Below are 19210 nucleotides of genomic sequence, written 5' to 3' on the forward strand. Positions count from 1 at the left end.
GCCGGTGGTCCCCGAATCCCCCGCACCTCCGTCGGCTCCCCCGCACCCTCCGGCCGCCCCGGCCCGGCGGCTGCTGCCGCTCGTGCTGCCCGCGATCGCCGTCGGCGTCGCCTGCGCGCTGATCCTGCTCGGGGTGAGCCTGCTCGCGGAGAGGCTCCAGGACGTGCTCTGGGAGACGTTGCCCGACGCGCTCGGAGTGGGGCGCTTCTCCTCGCTGTGGATGATCGTGATGCTCACCGCGACCGGTCTCGCGGTGGGGCTCGTCCTGCGGACCGTGCCCGGTCACGGCGGGCCCGATCCGGCCACCACCGGCCTGGTGGACGCGCCGATGAGCCCGGGCATCGTGCCCGGGCTGCTCCTGGTGACCACCCTGGCGCTGGCGGGCGGGGTGAGCCTCGGTCCGGAGAACCCGATCACCGCGGCCAACGTCGCGCTGGCCTTCTGGCTCGGCCGGCGGTTCGCGCCCGGGGCGCCCGGCGAGCTGTGGGTGGCGCTCGCCGCGGCCGGGACCATCGGGGCCCTCTTCGGGACCCCGGTCGCCGCCGCGCTGATCCTCTCCGAGACGCTGGCCTCGCAGCCGGGCCACGGGGCGTTCTGGGACCGGCTGTTCGCCCCGCTCGCGGCCGGTACGGCGGGCGCGCTGACCATGTCGCTGATCGCGCACCCCAGCTTCGACCTGTCCCTCCCGGCGTACGCGGGACCGCACTGGGGCGATCTGCTCTCCGCCCTGCTGATCGCCTCGGCGGGCGCCCTCCTCGGTCTGCTCGCGGTGTACGCCTTCCCGGTGGCCCACCGGGTCTTCACGGCGCTGCGGTACCCGGTGCTCGCCCTGACGCTGGGCGGGTTGGCGCTGGGGCTGCTCGGCGCGCTGGGCGGCCACCTCACCCTCTTCAAGGGGCTCGACGAGGTGAAGGAGCTCGCCGGGGACCCGGACGGCTGGTCGGCCGGGGAGTTCGCGGGGATGGCGGTGGTGAAGACGGCCGCCCTCGTGATCGCGGCGGCCTGCGGCTTCCGGGGCGGCCGGATCTTCCCGGCGGTCTTCGCGGGGGTGTCGCTGGGGCTCTGCGCCCACGCGCTGGTCGACGCGGTCCCGCCGTCGCTCGCGGTGTCCTGTGCGGTGCTGGGCGTGCTGCTGGCCGTCACCCGGCAGGGCTGGGTGAGCCTGTTCACGGCGGCGGTGCTGGTGAGCGACACGTCCGTGCTGCCGCTGCTGTGCGCCGCCACCCTGCCCGCCTGGCTGCTGGTCACGGGACGGGCCCAGATGCAGCTGGACGAGGACGGGAAGTCGCTGCGCTGAGGGGGCGGGTGCCCCCGGTCACGGAGAAGGGCTGCGTCCGACGCGCCGGACGCAGGGAACCTCCGTATCGTCTGCTGCGTGTGCTTTTGAGCCATCTTGTACCGATCCTGCTTCGACGGAGGTCCCTCGCATGCCCCCACCCGTCAACGTCGCCGTCATCTACTACTCCTCCACCGGCACCGTCGCCGCGATCGCGAAGGCGATGGCCGGGGACGCGGAGCGGGCCGGGGCGCGGGTGCGGCTGCGCCGGGCGGCGGAGCTCGCCCCGCAGGCGGCCATCGACTCCAACCCGGCGTGGGCCGAGAACGTGACCGCGACCGCGGACATCCCCGAGGTCTCGCAGGACGACATGGCGTGGGCGGACGCGGTGATCTTCGGTTCGCCGACCCGGTACGGGAACGTCACCGCCCAGCTGAAGCAGTTCATCGACACGCTCGGCGGGATGTGGCAGGCGGGGCAGCTCGCCGACAAGGTCTACAGCGGCTTCACCTCCAGTTCCACCGCCCACGGCGGTCAGGAGTCCACGCTGCTCGCGCTCTACAACACGATCCACCACTTCGGCGGCATCCTCGTCGCCCCCGGGTACACCGACCCCTCGAAGTTCGTGGACGGCAACCCGTACGGCACCTCCCACGTCTCCGGGCAGGGCGACATCCCGGTCGGCGAGCAGACCCTGACCGCCGCCCGGGTGCAGGCCGAACGGGTCGTGAAGTTCACCCGGGCGATCAAGGCGGGCCTGGCCGCCGAGAGCTGACCCCGCACCCCGAGCCGACCCCGCGCCGAGAGCCGACCCCGCACCCCGACCGCTTCGGCCGAGAGAAGGGCCTCCACCATGCCGCTCCACCGCGGTGCCCACCCGGAACAGGACGAACCCTCGAACGAGCGGCGCAGGCTCGCCCTGAACCCGTTCTTCGGCGAGGCCGACCCGACGGCCGCGATGAACACCGCGCCGCCCCGGCACCGGCTGCCCGACGGGCCGCTGCCGCCGTCGACGGCGTACCGGCTGGTCCACGACGAGCTGATGCTCGACGGCAACTCCCGGCTCAACCTGGCCACGTTCGTCACCACGTGGATGGAGCCGCAGGCCGGCGTCCTGATGGGTGAGTGCCGGGACAAGAACATGATCGACAAGGACGAGTACCCGCGCACCGCCGAGCTGGAGCGGCGCTGTGTGGCGATGCTCGCCGACCTGTGGAACGCGCCCGATCCGAGGGCGGCCGTGGGGTGTTCGACCACCGGGTCGAGCGAGGCGTGCATGCTCGCGGGGCTCGCCCTGAAGCGGCGCTGGGCGAAGCGGAACGCCGACCGCTATCCCGCGACAGCCCGGCCCAATCTGGTGATGGGCGTCAACGTTCAGGTCTGCTGGGAGAAGTTCTGCGATTTCTGGGAGGTGGAGGCCCGGCTCGTCCCGATGGAGGGCGAGCGGTTCCATCTCGACCCGGCGGCCGCCGCCGAGCTGTGCGACGAGAACACCATCGGGGTCGTCGGCGTCCTCGGCTCCACCTTTGACGGGTCCTACGAGCCGATCGCCGAGCTGTGCGCGGCCCTGGACGCCCTCCAGGGGCGGACCGGTCTCGACGTCCCGGTCCATGTGGACGGGGCGTCGGGCGCGATGGTGGCGCCCTTCCTCGACCCCGACCTGGTGTGGGACTTCCGGCTGCCGAGGGTGGCGTCGATCAACACCTCGGGCCACAAGTACGGCCTCGTCTACCCGGGGGTCGGCTGGGCGCTGTGGCGGACGGCGGACGCGCTGCCCGAGGAGCTGGTCCTGCGGGTCAACTACCTGGGCGGCGACATGCCGACGTTCGCGCTGAACTTCTCCCGGCCCGGGGCGCAGGTGGTCGCGCAGTACTACACGTTCCTGCGCCTCGGGCACGAGGGCTACCGCGCGGTCCAGCAGGCCTCCCGGGACGTGGCGTGCGCTCTGGCCCGCGCGGTGGAGGAGCTGGGCGACTTCCGCCTCCTCACCCGGGGCGACGAGCTGCCGGTGTTCGCCTTCACGACCAACGCGGACGTCCACGCGTACGACGTGTTCGACGTGTCCCGCCGGCTGCGGGAGCACGGCTGGCTGGTGCCCGCGTACACCTTCCCCGCCAACCGGCAGGACCTCTCCGTGCTGCGGGTGGTGTGCCGCAACGGGTTCTCCTCGGATCTGGCCGAGCTGCTGGTCGAGGACCTGAAGCAGCTGCTTCCCGAACTGCGGGCCCAGAAGCACCCGTTGAGCCATGACCGGGAGGCCTCGACGGCCTTCCACCACTGAGCGCGGCTACCGGCGCCACCCGGAGCGCCGCTACCGGCTGAGGCGCGCGAACTTGGCCACCGCCAGGGGGAAGAACACCGCGATGATGGCCACCGGCCAGAGCACCGCCAGGAGCCCTGCGTGCTCGGCCGCCCAGGAGCCGGTCGCGCCGCCCGGGTTGCCGAACAGCTCCCGTACGGCGGTGGCCGTGGCGGACATCGGGTTCCACTCGACCACCGCACCCAGCCAGCCCGGCATCGACTCGGGGGTGGCGAACACGTTGGAGAGGAAGCCGACCGGCCAGACCAGGATCTGGACCGCCGCGACCATCTCCGGCCGTCCCGCCACCATGGCCAGCAGGATGCCGACCCAGAGCATCGCGAACCGCAGCAGGAGCAGCAGACCGAACGCCCCCAGCGCGGCGGCGGCCCCGTGGTGCCAGCGCCAGCCGACCGCGTACCCGACCCCGGTCATCACCGCGAGCGCGGCCGTCGACTGGAGCATGTCCGCAGCGCTGCGGCCGACCAGGACGGCGCCGGGGACCATCGGCATCGAGCGGAAGCGGTCGATGACGCCCTTGCCGAGGTCCTGGGTGACCGCGAGCATCGTGCTCTCCAGGCCGAAGGCCATGGTCAGCGCGAGCATCCCGGGAACCAGGAACTCCACGGGGTCGCCGTCCAGCCCCCGGCCGCCGCCGACCAGATAGGTGAACATCACCAGCAGCATCACCGGGAAGACCAGGCCGACGAGCACCTCGACGGGCTGCCGGGCCCAGTGGGCCAGTTCGCGGCGGGTCATCGTCCAGGAGTCGGCCAGCGCCCAGCCGAACCGGGAGGCCGCCCCGCCCGGTCCTGGCGCCGTCGTCGTCGCCGCGCTCATGCCGCCACCTCCGCCTTCTCCGCCTTCGCCGTCTTCCCGTCACGCCGTTCGCCGGCGGCCCGGCCGGTCAGCGACAGGAACACCTCGTCCAGGGTGGGGCGGCGCACCGCGATGTCCTCCGCCTCGATCCCCGCCTCCTCCAGCACCCGCACCGTCCGGGCCAGGGTCGCCATCCGGTCCGGGGCCGGCGCGCCGATCCGCCGCCGGTCGGCGTCCAGCACCAGGTCCGCGCCGCCGAGCAGGGCGCCCGCCTCCACCAGCCGGGACGCGTCGCGCAGGACGACGTCGATCCGGTCTCCGCCGACGAGGGCCTTCAGCTCGTCGGGGGTGCCCTCGGCGACCGCCCGGCCGTCGTCGATGAGGGAGATCCGGTCGGCCAGCTGGTCCGCCTCCTCCAGATACTGCGTGGTCAGCAGCACCGTCGTGCCACCCCCGACCAGGGACCGCACCGCGTCCCACACCTCGGTCCGGCCGCGCGGGTCGAGGCCGGTCGTCGGCTCGTCCAGGAACAGCACGTCCGGGTCGGTGATCAGCGACGCGGCCAGGTCGAGGCGTCTGCGCATGCCGCCGCTGTACTGCTTGACGGCCTTGCGCCCGGTGTCCGCGAGGCCGAACCGCTCCAGCAGCTCGTCCGCCCGGCTGCCCGCCCGGCGTGCGCCCAGGTGGTACAGCCGCCCGAACATCTCCAGGTTCTGCCGACCGCCGAGCTGCTCGTCCACCGCCGCGTGCTGGCCGAGCAGCCCGATCCTGCGCCGCACCTCGCCCGCCCGTTCGCGGACGTCGAGGCCGGCCACGGTCACCCGGCCCGCGTCGTGGCGCAGCAGTGTCGACATGATCCGTACGGCGGTGGTCTTGCCCGCCCCGTTGGGGCCGAGCACTCCGTGCACGGTGCCGCTGCCGACGGCCAGGTCCAGTCCGTCCAGGGCGCTCTTCTCCCCGTACCGCTTGTGCACGCCGTCCATGACGATCGCTTCGGACACGTTCCCCGCCCTCCTGTAGTCAAACTTGACTAGGAGGTCGAAGGTAAACCCGGATCCCCCATTCGTCAAACTTGATTAGTCGTGGTCCCCGGGGTGGGGCACACCGGTGGCGTAAGGATTCCCCTCGTCATCGGCGAGCAGCCCGACGAACGGGTCACCCTCGTCGGCGAAGGTGTACGCGCCGCCCTCGATGCGGGCGATCAGACCCCGGGTCCACTCCGCGCCGGTGTCGGCCGAGTGCACCCAGAAGTTCATGATCTCGCCGATGTGACCGAGGGATTCGGGGCCTTCCTCGGGGGTGTAGTACTCGGTGACCGCCGTGCGCCACTTCTCGATGCCCTCGATCCGCTCCCTGAGCAGCGCGACCGCCTCCGCCCGGGGCAGGTCGACGATGAAACCGATGGCCGCCGAGAGGACGTCCATGCCCTGGTCGTGGGAGCGGATGGCGTCACGCAGCAGGCGGCGGCACTCCACCAGCCCCTCGTCCGTGAGCTCGTACTCGGTGCGCGGCGGGCCGCCCGCCGTGGAGGGGGCCGTCTCGTGCGCGAGGAGCAGTCCCTGCTTCGCCATCTGCTTCAGGGCGTGGTAGATCGACCCGGGCTTGGCGTTGGACCACTCGTGCGCGCCCCAGAACTCCAGGTCGTTGCGGACCTGATAGCCGTGCGCGCGGCCGTGCATGCGCACGGCGCCGAGGACCAGCAGTCGGATCGCGGACATGACACCAACACCCATCTTCCTATTCAACTTTGACTAGGGTAGCCCGCCCGCTTGCGTTCGGCCGGTCGGTGTGCCCTCACGCGTACGGCCGGGGCCAGCAGTGCGGCGACGAGGCAGCCGGCCGCCAGCGCCGCCCACACCACGTCGTACGTACCGAAGACGTCCCGCGCGGTGGCCCCGAGGAACGCCGAGGCGCCCGCCCCCAGCTGGTGGGCGGCGTTCGTCCAGCCGAAGACGACGGCGCCGTCGTCCCCGTACACGCGGCGGGCCAGCTCGATGACGGGCGGCACGGTCGCGACGTCGACGAGTCCGTAGACCGCCACGAACAGCAGCATCGGGGCCGTGACCGTGGAGGTGAACACCAGGGGCAGCGCGAGCAGGGTGAGCGCGCGGACGGCGAAGCAGACGGTCAGCAGCCGGCGCGGGTCGAACCGGTCGGTCAGCCACCCGGCCAGCAGCGCGCCGAGGGCGGAGAAGATCCCGACGAGGGACAGCAGCGAGGCCGCCGCCGTGGCCCGCATGCCGTGATCATGCGCGGCGGGCGCCCAGTTGGACCACATGATGCCGTTGGTCGACGCTCCGCAGAGGGCGAAGACCCCGGCCAGCAACCAGAACGGGCCGGTGCGCGCCGCACGCAGCAGCACCCTCAGCGCCCGCCCGGCCGCTCCGGGGACCGGGGGCGGGCGGGGGACGAACTCCGTTGCCCCGTACGGCTTCACGCCCACGTCCGCCGGGTGGTCGCGCAGCAGCAGGAACACCAGGGCGGCGACCGCCAGGGCCACCAGGGCCAGCGTCACCACCGGCGGACGCCAGCCGAAGCGGCCCACGGACCAGGCCAGCAGGGGCAGGAAGAGCAACTGGCCCAGGTGGCTGGAGGAGCTGAGCGCACCGGTCACCAGGCCGCGCCGCCGGTCGAACCAGCGGGCGGTGATCCCGGCGGCGAATGTCATGGTCAGGCAGCCGCTGCCGAGGCCGATCAGCACGCCCCAGTACGCGACCAGTTGCCACGGCCGCGTCATGACGCCGGTGAGCAGCGCCCCCGCGGTGACCAGCAGCAGCGCACCCATGACGACGCGGCGGGCCCCGACGCGGTCCATCAGCGCCGCCGCGAACGGGGCGGTGAGGCCGAACAGCACCATGTTCACCGAGGCGGCGAGCGCGATCTGCCCCCGTTCCCAGGCGTACTCCTCGTGCAGGGGCGTCACCAGCAGGCCCGGCACGGTGGTGAACGCCCCGGCCGTGACGATGGCCGCGCCCGCGACGGCGGCCATCAGCCAGGCGCGGTGGATCCGGGAGGGCCGGCGGGAGAGCGGGGTGTACGGGGATGCCGAGGTCGAAGGGGCCATGGCTTCAGCGTCGCGAGCGGGGCCCGTCCCCACGAGTGTCCAGATGGACCAGGTGCGCAAGGATATGGCCATGACGGTCTTCACCCACCCCGGGCGGCACCGCGTCGCCGTGCTCGCCCGCGAGGTCCTGCTCCCCATCGAGCTGGGCATCGTGCACCAGCTCTTCGGCCAGGCCAGGCAGGGGGCCTCGGCGGACGGCGAGCCGCTGTACGAGGTCGCCACCTGCACCCTGTCGCCCGGGGACGTGCGCACGGACGGCGACTTCACCGTGGCCGTCCCGCACGGCCCCGAGGCGCTGGCCGAGGCCGACACCGTGATCGTCCTGTCCTCGTACGAGGACTACGTCCAGGAGACCCCGGCGCTGCCGGCCCCGCTGGCGGAGGCCTTCGCGCTGATCCGGCCCGGCGTCCGGGTGGCCTCGATCTGCACGGGGGCGTATCTGCTGGCCTCGGCAGGACTGCTCGACGGGCACCGGGCGACGACCCACTGGCGGTACACGGAGCGGTTCGCCCGGCTCTTCCCCCGGGTCGAGCTGGACCCGGACGTGCTCTACACCGACGGCGGGACCGTGCTGACCTCGGCGGGCTGCGCCTCCGGGATCGACCTCTGCCTGCACATGATCCGCCGCGACCACGGGAGCGCCGTCGCGAACGACGTGGCCCGGCGCACGGTCGTACCGCCCCATCGCGAGGGCGGGCAGGTCCAGTACATCCGCAGGCCGGTGCCCGAACGGTCGGCTCCGGGGACCTCGGCCGCCCGTGCGTGGGCGCTGCGCCGGCTCCAGGACCCGATCACGCTGGGGCAGCTGGCGGCCAGGGAGTCGATGAGCGTCCGGCACTTCACCCGGCGGTTCCGGGACGAGGTCGGGCTGACGCCCATGAACTGGCTGACCCGGCAACGTATCGAACTGGCCCGGGAGTTGCTGGAGGAGTCGGACGTGCCCGTCGAGCAGGTGGCCGCCCGCGCCGGGCTCGGCACGGCGGCCAATCTGCGCCACCACTTCCACGCGGCGCTCGGCGTCTCGCCGAGCGCCTACCGCACCACGTTCCGGGGGCCGGGGAACTGAAGAAGGCAGCAGCCGCCATCAGAAAGCGGCAGCCCCCGTCAGAACGGGGAGACCGCCGGAACGGAACGGCCGTCAGAACGGGAAGACCGAGCGGCCGTGCTGGATCGACATCCACCGCTGGGTGGTGAACGCCTCGACCACGGCCTCGCCGTTCAGCCGGCCGACCCCGGACGTCTTCTCACCGCCGAACGCGACGAGCGGATCGTCCTGCACGGTGGAGTCGTTGACGTGGAACATCCCGCTGACGATCCGCTGCGCGAACTTCACGCCGCGCTCCGCGTCCCGGGTGTGCACCGCGCCGCTGAGTCCGTACGGGCTGTCGTTGACGATCCGCACGGCCTCCTCCTCGCCGTCGAACGTCATCAACAGGGCCACCGGGCCGAGGATCTCCTGCCGAAGCAGCGGGGAGTCCTCCGCGAGGCCGGTCAGGACGGTCGGGCCGACGACGTTGCCGACGGTCCGGCCGCGCACGAGCGCCGTCGCGCCGTCCGCGACCGCCCGGGCCACCAGGGCGTCCAGCGCGTCGGCCTGGAAGGCGTTGATGACGGGGCCGATCCGGGTCTCCGGGTCCCTCGGGTCCCCGGTCTTCAGGGCGGCCACCTCGGCGGTGAACCGCTCGGTGAACTCCGCCGCCACCGACCGGTCCACCAGGATCCGGTTGGCCGCCATGCTGACCTGCCCCTGGTGCAGGAAGCGGCTGAAGACGGCCGCCCGGACCGCGTAGTCGACGTCGGCGTCCTCCAGCACCACCAGGGCGCTGTTCCCGCTCAGTTCGAGGATGGTCCGCTTGAAGGCGCCCGCCGCGGTGGCGGCGATGTGCCGGCCGACCCGGTCCGATCCGGTGAACGAGATCACCTTGGGCACGGGGTGCTCGATGAACGCGTCGCCGATCTCGGCGCTGTCGGTGATCACCACGTTGAGCAGCCCGGCCGGCAGCCCGGCGTCCTCGAAGATCCTCGCTATCAGACCGCCGCCCACGACGGGCGCGTTCTGATGGGGTTTCACGACGACCGCGTTGCCGAGCGCCAGGGCGGGGGCCACGGACTTCATCGTCACCAGGAAAGGGAAGTTGAAGGCGCTGATGACACCCACGACACCGACGGGCAGCCGGTAGAGCCGGTTCTCCCGGCCGTCCCCCACGGCGGGCAGCAGCCGCCCGGTGGGCCGCAGCGCCTGGCGGATCGCCTCGCGCAGGAACTCGGTCGCACCCCGGACCTCGTACTGGGCCCGCAGCCGGGTGCCGCCCAGTTCGTCGATGATCGCCTCGACGATCTCCTCCGCGCGTTCACCGGTGACGCGGAGCGCGCGTTCGAGGACGGCTCGGCGCTCGTAGGGATTGACGGCGGCCCACTCCCGCTGGGCCCGCTCGGCGGCCCGGTAGGCCCGGTCGACCTCCAGCGCGGTGGCCACGGTGACGGCGGCGAGTTTCTCACCGTTGTAGGGATTGAAATCGATGATGTCCCACGAGCCGCTGCCGGTCAGCCACTCGCCGTCGATGTACTGGTGGGCCAGTTCATGGAAGAAGGACATGCAATCCCTTACTGCAGGCGTTCGCAGACTCCTGATGCGACGTCATCGTACTGAGAAATTACGCCAGTTGGAGTAGACCGCGCAGAAGATCCCGGCTGTCTTCCGGTGTGGGGCTGTCCTGGGCGAGACCCGCCATGGCTTTTTCGTACTGCGCGACTTCCTCGGGCTTGTCCAGATAGAGCGCACTCGTCAGCTGCTCCAAATAGACAATGTCCGACAGATCGGATTCCGGGAAACGCAGCATCGTGAACGATCCGCTCTCGCCGGCATGACCGCCATGACTGAAGGGCATGACCTGGAGCGTGATGTTCGGCTGCTCCGACATATCGATCAGATGCCGCAATTGGGCACGCATGACGTCGCGTTCGCCGTACGGGCGGCGGAGCGCCGCCTCGTCGAGCACGGCGTGGAACGTCGGGGCGCGCTCCGAGACGAGGGCCTTCTGGCGCTCCAGCCGCAGGGCCACCCGGCGGTCGACCTCGGCGGGCGAGGCTCCGCGCATTCCGCGCGAGACGACGGCGTGGGCATACGCCTCGGTCTGCAACAGCCCGTGCACGAACTGCACTTCATAGACACGGATGAGAGAGGCGGCGCCCTCCAGGCCGATGTACGTCTGGAACCAGCCGGGCAGCACGTCTCCGTAACTGTGCCACCAACCAGCCACGTTGGCCTCACGGGCCAGACCGAGGAGGGAGTCGCGCTCCGCCTCGTCCGCGACTCCGTAGAGCGTGAGCAGGTCCTCGACGTCCCTGGCCTTGAAGCTCACCCGTCCCAACTCCATGCGGCTGATCTTCGATTCGGAGGCCCGGATCGAGTAGCCGGCCGCCTCACGGGTGATTCCGCGCGACTCCCGCAGTCTCCTGAGCTGAGAGCCCAGGAGGATGCGCCGCACCACCGATCCACTCGACTCGCCTGCCGACACTGGCCCGACCCTCCCCATCGCTTCCCCTGGCAACCGGAGTCCCCCAACCCCGACTGCCGGATTCTGCCACCAAAACGCTTCAGCCCGTACTCATTCGATTACGGAAATGGGAAGACGTTTAAGAAGCACCCGAAACTGACCCAGGGAAGAAATGCCCCGGAACCACCACGGTATCGGGCAGGTCCGGCGCGTGCACGTGCATCTGCCCTTGCATCTGCCCTGCGCATTCGGAACCATGGTCCTCGCGCACCTGCGTGCTCGTGTTGTGCCGCTGTACCCCCCGCAGTACCGCTACAGGCAGTGCCGCTACAGCCGCGAATCCCGGGAGTGCCTCGTATGGGGACGAATGGATCGACGATGCTCGAGCCGTTACGGCAGGGGCTTCCCCCCACCGACCCCTCAGGGGTTGCCGGATCGGCGTCCTGTGCTCTGCCCGCACGCTACGAAGCGGTCGGCGGGGCACGGAAGTTCACCCGGTCGACGCTGGAGCGATGGGAGCTGGGCGACCGTTTCGACGACGTCGCCCTGGTGGTGTCCGAACTCGTCACCAACGCCCTGCGCCACGCGCTGCCCGGCGATCCGCCCCGGGAATTCCAGGACCCGCCGGTGCGACTGCATCTGATGCGCTGGACCTCGCGACTGGTGTGCGCCGTGCGCGACCCCAGCCGGGAGAGCCCGGTCGCGGGCGAGGCGGCGGATTCGGCCGAATCCGGCCGCGGACTCTTCCTGGTGGAATGCGTCAGCGACAGCTGGGGCTGGCACCCCTCGCCCGTACAGCTCGGAGAACTGCCTTCGGGCCCGCTGTACGGCAAGGTCGTCTGGGCTCTTTTCCGGCTCCAGGAGAACGCGAAGCCGAGTTCGTGAGTACGCCGGGTCCGGCCCGTCACGGGCCGGACCCGGCGTCAGGCGCCCGCGGCGAGGTGGTCGAACTCGCCGTCCTTGACGCCGAGCAGCAGTGCCTCTATCTCCGCCGGCGTATAGACGAGGGCGGGCCCGTCGGGGTGGCGGGAGTTCCGCATCGCCACATTCCCTCCGGGCAGCCGCGCGAACTCCACACAGGATCCCTGGGAGTTGCTGTGCCTGCTCTTCTGCCAGACGACTCCGCGAAGCTCTGTGGCCGCCATGCCGTTGTACACGTGGTGCACAGGACGCTCCCCGAGTTGCAAGGTGCAAGTGTCAACTAGCTCGGATCATAGCTCTGTTCATATGCCAATGCATGAGCAGATGCACGTGCACACGGGGTGTTGCTTTGATTACAGGCTTTTCCGCCCCGGCCCCGCCCTCCGGGAAGAGAGACGAACGGCACGCCTATTTCGCTCCCGTTCAAGGGAGTTGATCGCTGCGGACCTTGGTAACGTGGCGCGGTCTTTCGACCGGAAAACAGCAAGGGGGAACTCCACGTGACCAGGTCTCTACGCACCGGCGCCGTCGCGGTCGCCGCTCTGGCCGCCGCACTGGCGCTGACCGCATGCGGCGGCGACGGGGCGAGCAAGGATTCCGGCGCGGATTCCGCGGCGAGCGCGACGCCCGGGAGCGGCGGCGGCCATGGTTCCGGGGAGTCCGCCGGCAGCGGCGCCGTGGACGCCGCGGCGCTGGAGGGCACCTGGGTGGGGCTGACGGACGGCAAGAACGTCACGGCGTCCATCAGCGCCCGCAAGGTCGCCCTGGTCGCCGATCAGTCCGTGTGCCAGGGCGATGTGAAGGACATGGGCGGCGAACCGATGCTGGCGCTGAAGTGCACCGGCGGCTCCACCGACCGCACGATGGGCGCGATCGACTCCGTGGACGGCACGAAGCTGGTGCTCTCGTGGGACGGCGGCGTCAAGGACACCCTCACCAAGGCCGACCCGGGCAAGCTGCCGAGCGGCATGCCCTCGCTCCCCGGCCTCGGGGACCTGCCCGAGATCCCCGCGCCCTGACACCCGCCCGGGGGCCGCTCAGCCCTCGGCCAGCGTGCTGCTGACCCGGGTGGAGCCGCCCCGCTCGTCCAGGGCCCGGGTGAACTCCTCCAGCGCGTCCAGGAGCAGCGCCGCGCCCCGGCGCACGACCGGGTCGCCGATCGGCGTCGTGCCGTCGTCCGCCGGGGTGGGCATGTCCCAGTGGGCCACCGCGTCCACCACCGGCTGCCAGTCGGGCAGCCGCCGCTCCCGTACCGCCCTGGCGCCCTTCTCGGTGGCCCGGCGCAACGCCTCGGCCAGCTGGGCGGCGCCGGGCACCGGGTCGGCCGACCGGGCCGGCAGATGGGCCTCCAGCACCATCGCGGACCGGCCCAGCTGGGCCAGCGCGTGCTGGGCGTCGGTCGCGGCGGCCCGGGAGATGCCCCGGTGGCGTACGGGTTCGTGCTGGGCGGTCGCCAGCGCTTCCTGCCACGCAACACGCGCCTCCCGGGTGGCGATCAGGGCGTCCCGGACGTCCTCGGCGTCCCGGGAGGCGGGCTCCGCGTACCGGTCGACGACCGTGGCCGCGTACCGCCCGTCCGCCACCAGCCACTCGGCCAGCCGGTCGCGCAGCCGCGGGGTCTCCCAGGCCGGATAGACGGCATACGAGATCATCGCCAGGAGTCCGCCGACGAGCGTCAGGACGATGCGCTCGGTGACGGTCTGGGACCAGTCGTCGCCGGCCATGCCGAGCAGGAAGACGACGTACGCGGCGACACAGACCTGGCCGACGGCGTAGCCGGTGCGCATCAGCAGGTACATCAGCCAGGCGCAGATCACCGCGAGGAGCGCGGAGAGCCGGGCGTCGGGATTGGTGGTCTGCACGACGGCGGTGGCGAGCCCGACGCCGACCAGGGTGCCGCCGAAGCGTCCCGCCGCGCGGGCGTACGTCTGCGAGAACTCGGGCCGCATCACCATGACGGCGGTCATCGGCGCCCAGTAGCCGTGGCCGAACGGCACGGCCTCGCCGACGAAGTACCCGGAGACGGCGACCACCGCGACCCGGACGGCGTGGCGCAGGATCGGCGAGCCGTGGTGCAGCTCGCGGCGCATCGAGGTCAGCACCACCGGGACCAGCTTCAGCAGCGTGGGCCGCTGCCGGGTGTCCGGGGCGAGGCCGGAGGGGATCCCGCTGTCGGTCCCCGTGCCCTCGGCGATCTCCAGGACGTCGTCGAGCAGGGCCGAGAGCCGGTCGGCGGCGCGGCGGGCGGGGCCGACGAGGATCACATCGTTGTCGGGGGTCTTCAGGACGCCCAGGTCCGTGGCGGAGAGATGGACGGGCTCGCCGTGCCGGACAGCGCGCGCGGCGGCGTCCAGGACCGATCCGGCCGCGCCCAGCAGCTCGTTCACCCAGAGCCGCTCAAGACCGTCGCCGGGCACCCCCATCGCCGGGTCCGCGAGCGAGGCGAGCACCGGGCGCAGCCGCTCGGCGACCCCCCGGGCCCCGTGCAGTTCGGCCGGGCGGCGGCGGGCCTCCCGCGGGGTGACGGCGGCGGCGCTGCGGGCGGTCATCAGGGGCAGCGGGTCGAAGGGGGCGACCGGGTCGAGCCGCAGGCGGCGGGCGTAGTCGGCCTCGGCGGCCAGGGCGTCGGCGAGCGCGTCGCGCTGGGCGCCCCATCTGCGGACCGGGAAGAGGACGATGAGGGCCGCCTGCACGACCCCGCCGACGGCGATCATCCCGGCGTGGGCGGCGGCGTCCACGACCGAGGTGGGCAGGGTGATCGTCACCAGCATGATCGCGACGTTGGACGCGGCGATGATGCCGCCCGTGGGGCCCGCCGCCCAGGCCAGTCCGGCGAGGAAGGTCCAGGCGCCGAGGAGGCACAGGAAGAGCACGACGTGCGCGCCGCTGACGTAGCCGACGAACGTCGATACGGCGAGGCTCGCACCGGAGACGAGGGCGAGGACGGGGCGGGGCCGCCAGCTGCGCTGGAAGGTGGCGAGGGCCGCCTGGAACGCGCCGAACGCGGAGCTCGCCGCGATCTCCGGCCCGAACATCACGAGGCCGGCCCCGACGACGAGGGCGAGGCCGGCCGCACCGCGCAGGGCGATGAGGGGTTCCAGCCTCTGCCGCTCGATCTCCAGCCCCGAGCGGGCGGTCTCCTTCAGCGCCCGGAGCCAGCTCATGGGCCGAGCCTAGCCGTGCAATCCAGGACAAGCTCGACTTAGGACATGATTTCGCCATCGGGTCGGTGGGACGTGCCGCCCGTGTGCGCCCGGTCGGCGGCCTCGGTGCCGTGCGTCCAGCCGTCCAGGTCGGTGACGCCGCGGACCCGCGATGTCGTGGTCCTCGGGAACATCCGCCCGGCGGTCTCGGTGACCGCGACGTCCCGGGCGGCCAGCACCGGCAGCAGCTCGCCGGCCGGAACCGCGTCGGCGCCGTCCGCCGCGGTGACCCGCTCGGCGCCGTCGGCGAGCCGGCGGCCGAGCCGCTGGGCGTACCCCATCAGAAACGCCTGCCGGAAGGTCTTGGTCCGCTTGCGTCCTCCGGCGCGCTGACCGGCCTCCGCCCGGGTCATCGCGGCCGTCCCCTGGACGAGCAGGGAGGTGAACAGCAGCTCGACGGCCTCCAGGTCCGGCTCGAAGCCGACGACCGTGGTGAAGCCGAGATCGTCGTTCCACACGGCCCGGCAGCGGTTCGCGGAGGCGACCGCGTCGAGCAGGATCGCCTTGGCGCTCTCGTACGGGGGCTCCACCCCGATCCGGCGGGCGCCCGGCGTCTCGCGGCTGTGCGTCCGGGCGGCGAGGAGGGCCTCGTCGATGCTGTGCCGGGCCATCAGCTCCTGCGCCTTGGTGGTCAGCGCCTCGGCCTCCTCCGGGAAACCGGTCGCCTCCGCCTTCGCCAGCAGCGCCCGGATCCGGGTCAGCATGCGGGGCTCGTCGGCGGCGGGCGGCCGGTGCAGGTGGTCGGCGGCGGCGCCGGGCGGGGGCCCCACGGGCTCGATGGCGGGCAGCCGCAGCAGCAGCCGGTACAGCTCCAGCAGGTCACCCGCGTAACGGAACCGGTCCGGGCGGTTGCGCGGCACGGGCGCGGGCAGTTCGGCGAGCTGCTGCCGCCAGCGGGGCGGCAGCTCCGCGTAGCGGGCGGTCTCGGCGGTGATCAGGGTCGCGGCCAGCGCCGCCCGCCGCTCGTCCAGCTCATGGCGGACGAACCGGACCAGGTCGGCCGGGTGCCAGCCCCGGTCCCACGCCCGGCGCACGAACTCCTCGCCGCGCCGGTGCGCCTCCGCGTCCGCCTCCGGGGCGGCGGCGAGCAGGGAGGCCCCGGTGTCGAGGGCGGCGTCGCCCTCCACGTAGAGGGCCGCCGCGCACGCCCGGTCGATCACCGATTCCATCCGGCCAAGGGTAGGCGCACCGCCCGCACCGCCCGCACGGCCCGCACGGCCCGCACCGCCCCTTTTACGGAAGCAACGGAGGCGGGAGCCCTCAGGCCCAGGGGCGGCCCGGACCACGGGCAGCCCGGACCACGGGCAGCCCGGACCAGAGGCGGCCGGCCCCTGCCCACGGACAACCCGGCGCGCCGGGGGCCCGGCCCACCCGAGGCCCGGCGCGCTCCGCCTACGGGGCACTGTCAGTGGCGGGTGCCAGACTCGCACCCATGACCGAACGGTGGGCGGTGGCGGCTGCGGACGGGGGCGGGGCGCTGCTCGCGCCGCTGGCCCGGGACGGCATGCCCGCCGGGCCGGTCCTCGCCGAGCCCGACCTCGTCGAATCGGTCCGCTCCCGGCCCGACGTGGTGCGCTGGGTGTGGCGGTCGACCGCCGAGATCTACCCCCGGCTGCTGGCCGCCGGGGTCCGGGTCGAGCGGTGCTACGACATCGAGTGCGCCGAGCTGCTGCTGCTCGGGCACGCCGGGCGGCTCGGCGAGCCCCGTTCCGCCGCCGCCGCGCTGGCCCGGCTGGACAACGCGCCGGTGCCGCCGGACCCGCCCGCCCGGTCCGCCGAGCCGGGCGCGCAGTCCTCCCTCTTCGAGCCGCCGTCGGGCCCCGCGGTGCCGTTCGAGGGGCACCTGCGGGTCTACGCGGACCAGGTGCGCCGTCACGACGCGGCGGAGCACCCGGACCGGATGCGCCTGCTGACCGCGTCGGAGTCGGCGGGGATGCTCGTGGCCGCCGAGATGCACCGGGCCGGGCTGCCCTGGCGTGCCGACGTCCACCGGGAGCTGCTGAACGGACTCCTGGGCGAGCGGTACGCGGGCGGCGGCGAGCCCCGCAGGCTCGCCGAGCTGGCGGACGAGGTGTCGGCGGCGTTCGGCCGAAGAGTCCGCCCCGACCTGCCGGCCGATGTGGTGAAGGCGTTCGCGCAGGCGGGCATCCCGGTGAAGTCGACCCGGCGCTGGGAGCTGGAGGAGCTGGACCATCCGGCGGTCGAACCGCTGATCGCGTACAAGAAGCTGTACCGGATCTGGACGGCGCACGGCTGGTCCTGGCTCCAGGACTGGGTGCGCGAGGGCCGCTTCCGCCCGGAGTACCAGCCGGGCGGCACGGTCAGCGGCCGCTGGACGACCAACGGCGGCGGGGCCCTCCAGATCCCCAAGGTGATCCGGCAGGCCGTCGTCGCCGACGAGGGGTGGCGGCTCGTCGTCGCGGACGCCGACCAGATGGAGCCCCGGGTGCTGGCGGCGATCTCCCGCGACCGGGGTCTGATGGAGGTGGCCGGTCATGACGGCGACCTCTACAAGGCCCTGTCCGACCGGGCGTTCTCCGGCGACCGCGACCACGCCAAGCTGGCACTCCTCGGGGCGATCTACGGCCAGACGTCCGGGGACGGACTGAAGAACCTGGCCGCCCTGCGCCGCCGCTTCCCGCTCGCCGTCGCCTATGTCGACGACGCGGCGCGGGCGGGCGAGGAGGGGCGGGTGGTGCGCACCTGGCTGGGCCGGACCAGCCCGCCGGTCGCGCCGGCGGGGCAGGACGAGGAGGCGGGCCTTCCCCAAGAGGGTCCCGAGGGCTCCGGGGCCGCGCCGGACGGCGGTCCGGCGCGGGCCCGGGGGCGCTTCACCCGTAATTTCGTGGTGCAGGGCAGCGCGGCCGACTGGGCGCTGCTGCTGCTGGCCGCGCTCCGCCGGACGCTCCATGAGCAGGGGCTGCGGGCGCGGTTGGTGTTCTTCCAGCACGACGAGGTGATCGTGCACTGCCCGGCCGAAGAGAGCACCGCCGTCGCCGAGGCGATCCGCGCGGCGGGCGAGCTGGCCGGGCGGACCGCCTTCGGTCGGACGCCGGTGCGGTTTCCCTTCACGACGGCGGTGGTGGAGCGGTATGCGGACGCCAAGTGACGCCCGTGGCGAGACTGGGACATGCCGGCCGTCGCGGGCCCGGTCCCTGGCGTAACCGGGACATGCCGGCCGTCGCGGACCCGGTCATGATGCGCCGGACGTCCCTTACCGCTGCTGGAGCCTCGGCCATTCCGGGCTGATGGCCAGGGCGGTGAGCTGGTCCATCGTGAGCGCGGGCGCGGGCCGGGTGGCGGGGCTCGACTGCTCGCCGGAGTTGAAGGCCGAGACGACGACCCGCATACCGTCGGGGCGCATCGTGTCGGCCGTCCACATGACCACTCCCTGTCCGCCCTTCTCACCGGGCTTCTTCGAGGTGGCGAGCAGGGTGCCGTCCGGCAGGGTGGTCGCCTCGCGGTACAGCTGGTCGGCGACGTCCCGCATGTCGCGCTGCACATTGATCTGCACGAGGGACCGGCCCTTGCCGTCGTCGACGACGACCGACGCGAACTCGCCCCCGCTGTCCGTCTCCTCCCCCACGGAGAGGCCGTCGGGCAGCAGCGAGCGGAAGGTGGGCATCAGCAGCGCATAGTCGAGCGGCGGCGCCGGCTCCCCCGCATCGTGCGTTCCGCGCGACGCCGGGTCCGGCGATGGCTCGCCGGTGCGCGCGGTGTCCTTGGCGGTGGGCGCCGGCGCGTCCGGGGTCGGGGCCGGGGGCGCGCCCGACGGGGTGGCCGTCGCGGCGTCCGTGGGCGCGGCCGCCGGCGTGGGGGTGGCGGTGTCCGTGGCAGCGTCCGTGGGGGTGGCGGCCGTCTGCGGGATCGGGCCACTGCTCGCGACGCTCGCCCCGTCGCCGGAGGCGCCCAGCTGCCCGGTGGCGAACGTGACCCCGCCGCCGACGAGGGCCAGGGTCAGCACACTGCCCGCCACGGCGGCGGCACGGCGGCGGCGCAGGGTGCGCCGGCCGTGTTCCAGCGCGCCGTCCACCAGGGCGCCGCGGCCGGACAGCTCGAAGGTCTCTCCGGCACGGCGGATTTCCGTACCGAGGCCGTCCTCGAACGGCTGCTCGTCTTCACTGGGCATGG

General features: G+C 72.9%; 17 protein-coding genes. 7 read left to right on the plus strand and 10 right to left on the minus strand.

Annotated features, from left to right (window positions below; all coding sequences use genetic code 11):
* Positions 1-4 precede the first annotated feature (4 nt).
* The 3 genes from AB0F29_RS34230 to AB0F29_RS34240 all read left to right on the plus strand — a co-directional run bounded on the left by AB0F29_RS34230 (position 5) and on the right by AB0F29_RS34240 (position 3557).
* On the plus strand, positions 5-1297 hold the full coding sequence (locus tag AB0F29_RS34230; RefSeq protein WP_361880585.1) for an ion channel protein: 1293 nt from the start codon (positions 5-7) through the stop codon (positions 1295-1297).
* A gap of 130 nt (positions 1298-1427) precedes the next feature.
* Positions 1428-2051: an NAD(P)H:quinone oxidoreductase gene (wrbA, locus tag AB0F29_RS34235; protein WP_361880588.1), complete on the plus strand. Its 624-nt coding sequence runs from the start codon at positions 1428-1430 to the stop codon at positions 2049-2051.
* 78 nt (positions 2052-2129) lie between these two features.
* Positions 2130-3557 carry a glutamate decarboxylase gene (locus AB0F29_RS34240; RefSeq protein ID WP_361880590.1) on the plus strand — a complete coding sequence of 476 codons (1428 nt, stop codon included), beginning with the start codon at positions 2130-2132 and terminating at the stop codon, positions 3555-3557.
* A gap of 30 nt (positions 3558-3587) precedes the next feature.
* Here the strand turns inward: AB0F29_RS34240 and AB0F29_RS34245 are convergent, their stop codons facing one another.
* From AB0F29_RS34245 to AB0F29_RS34260, 4 genes are all read right to left on the minus strand, one after another.
* Entirely contained in the window at positions 3588-4415 is an 828-nt protein-coding gene (locus AB0F29_RS34245) for an ABC transporter permease (RefSeq protein WP_361880593.1), read from the minus strand.
* Positions 4412-5395, minus strand: coding sequence for an ATP-binding cassette domain-containing protein (locus AB0F29_RS34250; protein WP_361880596.1), 984 nt, complete (start codon positions 5393-5395; stop codon positions 4412-4414). Before AB0F29_RS34250 ends, AB0F29_RS34245 begins: the two co-directional genes overlap by 4 nt.
* A gap of 75 nt (positions 5396-5470) precedes the next feature.
* Positions 5471-6112: a PadR family transcriptional regulator gene (locus tag AB0F29_RS34255; RefSeq protein WP_361880598.1), complete on the minus strand. Its 642-nt coding sequence runs from the start codon at positions 6110-6112 to the stop codon at positions 5471-5473.
* 23 nt (positions 6113-6135) lie between these two features.
* Positions 6136-7458: an MFS transporter gene (locus AB0F29_RS34260; protein ID WP_361880601.1), complete on the minus strand. Its 1323-nt coding sequence runs from the start codon at positions 7456-7458 to the stop codon at positions 6136-6138.
* 64 nt (positions 7459-7522) lie between these two features.
* On the opposite strand from AB0F29_RS34260, the gene AB0F29_RS34265 reads away from it, so the two are divergent.
* Positions 7523-8524, plus strand: a complete 1002-nt coding sequence (locus AB0F29_RS34265; RefSeq protein ID WP_361880604.1) for a helix-turn-helix domain-containing protein — start codon at positions 7523-7525, stop codon at positions 8522-8524.
* Positions 8525-8596: 72 nt separating this feature from the next.
* On the opposite strand, the gene AB0F29_RS34270 is transcribed toward AB0F29_RS34265, so the two are convergent.
* Positions 8597-10054, minus strand: a complete 1458-nt coding sequence (locus tag AB0F29_RS34270) for an aldehyde dehydrogenase family protein (protein WP_361880607.1) — start codon at positions 10052-10054, stop codon at positions 8597-8599.
* Between the two features lie 58 nt (positions 10055-10112).
* Positions 10113-10976: a helix-turn-helix transcriptional regulator gene (locus AB0F29_RS34275; protein WP_361880610.1), complete on the minus strand. Its 864-nt coding sequence runs from the start codon at positions 10974-10976 to the stop codon at positions 10113-10115.
* A 357-nt stretch (positions 10977-11333) separates the two neighbouring features.
* Between AB0F29_RS34275 and AB0F29_RS34280 the strand changes: the two genes are divergently transcribed.
* The gene (locus AB0F29_RS34280) at positions 11334-11840 is read left to right on the plus strand and encodes an ATP-binding protein (protein ID WP_361880613.1); all 507 of its coding nucleotides are present in this window, start codon (positions 11334-11336) and stop codon (positions 11838-11840) included.
* A 38-nt stretch (positions 11841-11878) separates the two neighbouring features.
* Here AB0F29_RS34280 and AB0F29_RS34285 read toward each other — a convergent pair whose 3' ends face one another.
* Positions 11879-12121 carry a DUF397 domain-containing protein gene (locus AB0F29_RS34285; RefSeq protein ID WP_003968242.1) on the minus strand — a complete coding sequence of 81 codons (243 nt, stop codon included), beginning with the start codon at positions 12119-12121 and terminating at the stop codon, positions 11879-11881.
* Between the two features lie 255 nt (positions 12122-12376).
* Here AB0F29_RS34285 and AB0F29_RS34290 point away from each other — a divergent pair, with 255 nt between their 5' ends.
* Positions 12377-12895, plus strand: a complete 519-nt coding sequence (locus AB0F29_RS34290) for a hypothetical protein (protein WP_361880617.1) — start codon at positions 12377-12379, stop codon at positions 12893-12895.
* An 18-nt stretch (positions 12896-12913) separates the two neighbouring features.
* On the opposite strand, the gene AB0F29_RS34295 is transcribed toward AB0F29_RS34290, so the two are convergent.
* Together AB0F29_RS34295 and AB0F29_RS34300 are read right to left on the minus strand one after the other, a co-directional pair.
* Entirely contained in the window at positions 12914-15040 is a 2127-nt protein-coding gene (locus tag AB0F29_RS34295; RefSeq protein WP_361880620.1) for an FUSC family protein, read from the minus strand.
* Positions 15041-15078: 38 nt separating this feature from the next.
* On the minus strand, positions 15079-16248 hold the full coding sequence (locus tag AB0F29_RS34300) for a DUF2786 domain-containing protein (protein WP_361880623.1): 1170 nt from the start codon (positions 16246-16248) through the stop codon (positions 15079-15081).
* Positions 16249-16511: 263 nt separating this feature from the next.
* Between AB0F29_RS34300 and AB0F29_RS34305 the strand changes: the two genes are divergently transcribed.
* Positions 16512-18188, plus strand: a complete 1677-nt coding sequence (locus tag AB0F29_RS34305; protein ID WP_361880626.1) for a bifunctional 3'-5' exonuclease/DNA polymerase — start codon at positions 16512-16514, stop codon at positions 18186-18188.
* A gap of 105 nt (positions 18189-18293) precedes the next feature.
* Here the strand turns inward: AB0F29_RS34305 and AB0F29_RS34310 are convergent, their stop codons facing one another.
* Positions 18294-19208, minus strand: a complete 915-nt coding sequence (locus AB0F29_RS34310) for a hypothetical protein (RefSeq protein ID WP_361880629.1) — start codon at positions 19206-19208, stop codon at positions 18294-18296.
* Positions 19209-19210 lie beyond the last annotated feature (2 nt).

It is taken from the genome of Streptomyces sp. NPDC026589 (assembly GCF_040638385.1).
Classification (GTDB): Bacteria; Actinomycetota; Actinomycetes; order Streptomycetales; family Streptomycetaceae; genus Streptomyces.

Bases quoted from the DNA above. Each gene is read 5' to 3' on its own strand.
- AB0F29_RS34280 (WP_361880613.1), top strand. From the start codon at position 11,334: ATGCTCGAGCCGTTACGGCAGGGGCTTCCCCCCACCGACCCCTCAGGG.
- AB0F29_RS34270 (WP_361880607.1), bottom strand. From the start codon at position 10,054: ATGTCCTTCTTCCATGAACTGGCCCACCAGTACATCGACGGCGAGTGG.
- AB0F29_RS34240 (WP_361880590.1), top strand. From the start codon at position 2,130: ATGCCGCTCCACCGCGGTGCCCACCCGGAACAGGACGAACCCTCGAAC.
- AB0F29_RS34255 (WP_361880598.1), bottom strand. From the start codon at position 6,112: ATGTCCGCGATCCGACTGCTGGTCCTCGGCGCCGTGCGCATGCACGGC.
- AB0F29_RS34300 (WP_361880623.1), bottom strand. From the start codon at position 16,248: ATGGAATCGGTGATCGACCGGGCGTGCGCGGCGGCCCTCTACGTGGAG.
- AB0F29_RS34265 (WP_361880604.1), top strand. From the start codon at position 7,523: ATGGCCATGACGGTCTTCACCCACCCCGGGCGGCACCGCGTCGCCGTG.
- AB0F29_RS34245 (WP_361880593.1), bottom strand. From the start codon at position 4,415: ATGAGCGCGGCGACGACGACGGCGCCAGGACCGGGCGGGGCGGCCTCC.
- wrbA (WP_361880588.1), top strand. From the start codon at position 1,428: ATGCCCCCACCCGTCAACGTCGCCGTCATCTACTACTCCTCCACCGGC.
- AB0F29_RS34310 (WP_361880629.1), bottom strand. From the start codon at position 19,208: ATGCCCAGTGAAGACGAGCAGCCGTTCGAGGACGGCCTCGGTACGGAA.
- AB0F29_RS34260 (WP_361880601.1), bottom strand. From the start codon at position 7,458: ATGGCCCCTTCGACCTCGGCATCCCCGTACACCCCGCTCTCCCGCCGG.
- AB0F29_RS34305 (WP_361880626.1), top strand. From the start codon at position 16,512: ATGACCGAACGGTGGGCGGTGGCGGCTGCGGACGGGGGCGGGGCGCTG.
- AB0F29_RS34295 (WP_361880620.1), bottom strand. From the start codon at position 15,040: ATGAGCTGGCTCCGGGCGCTGAAGGAGACCGCCCGCTCGGGGCTGGAG.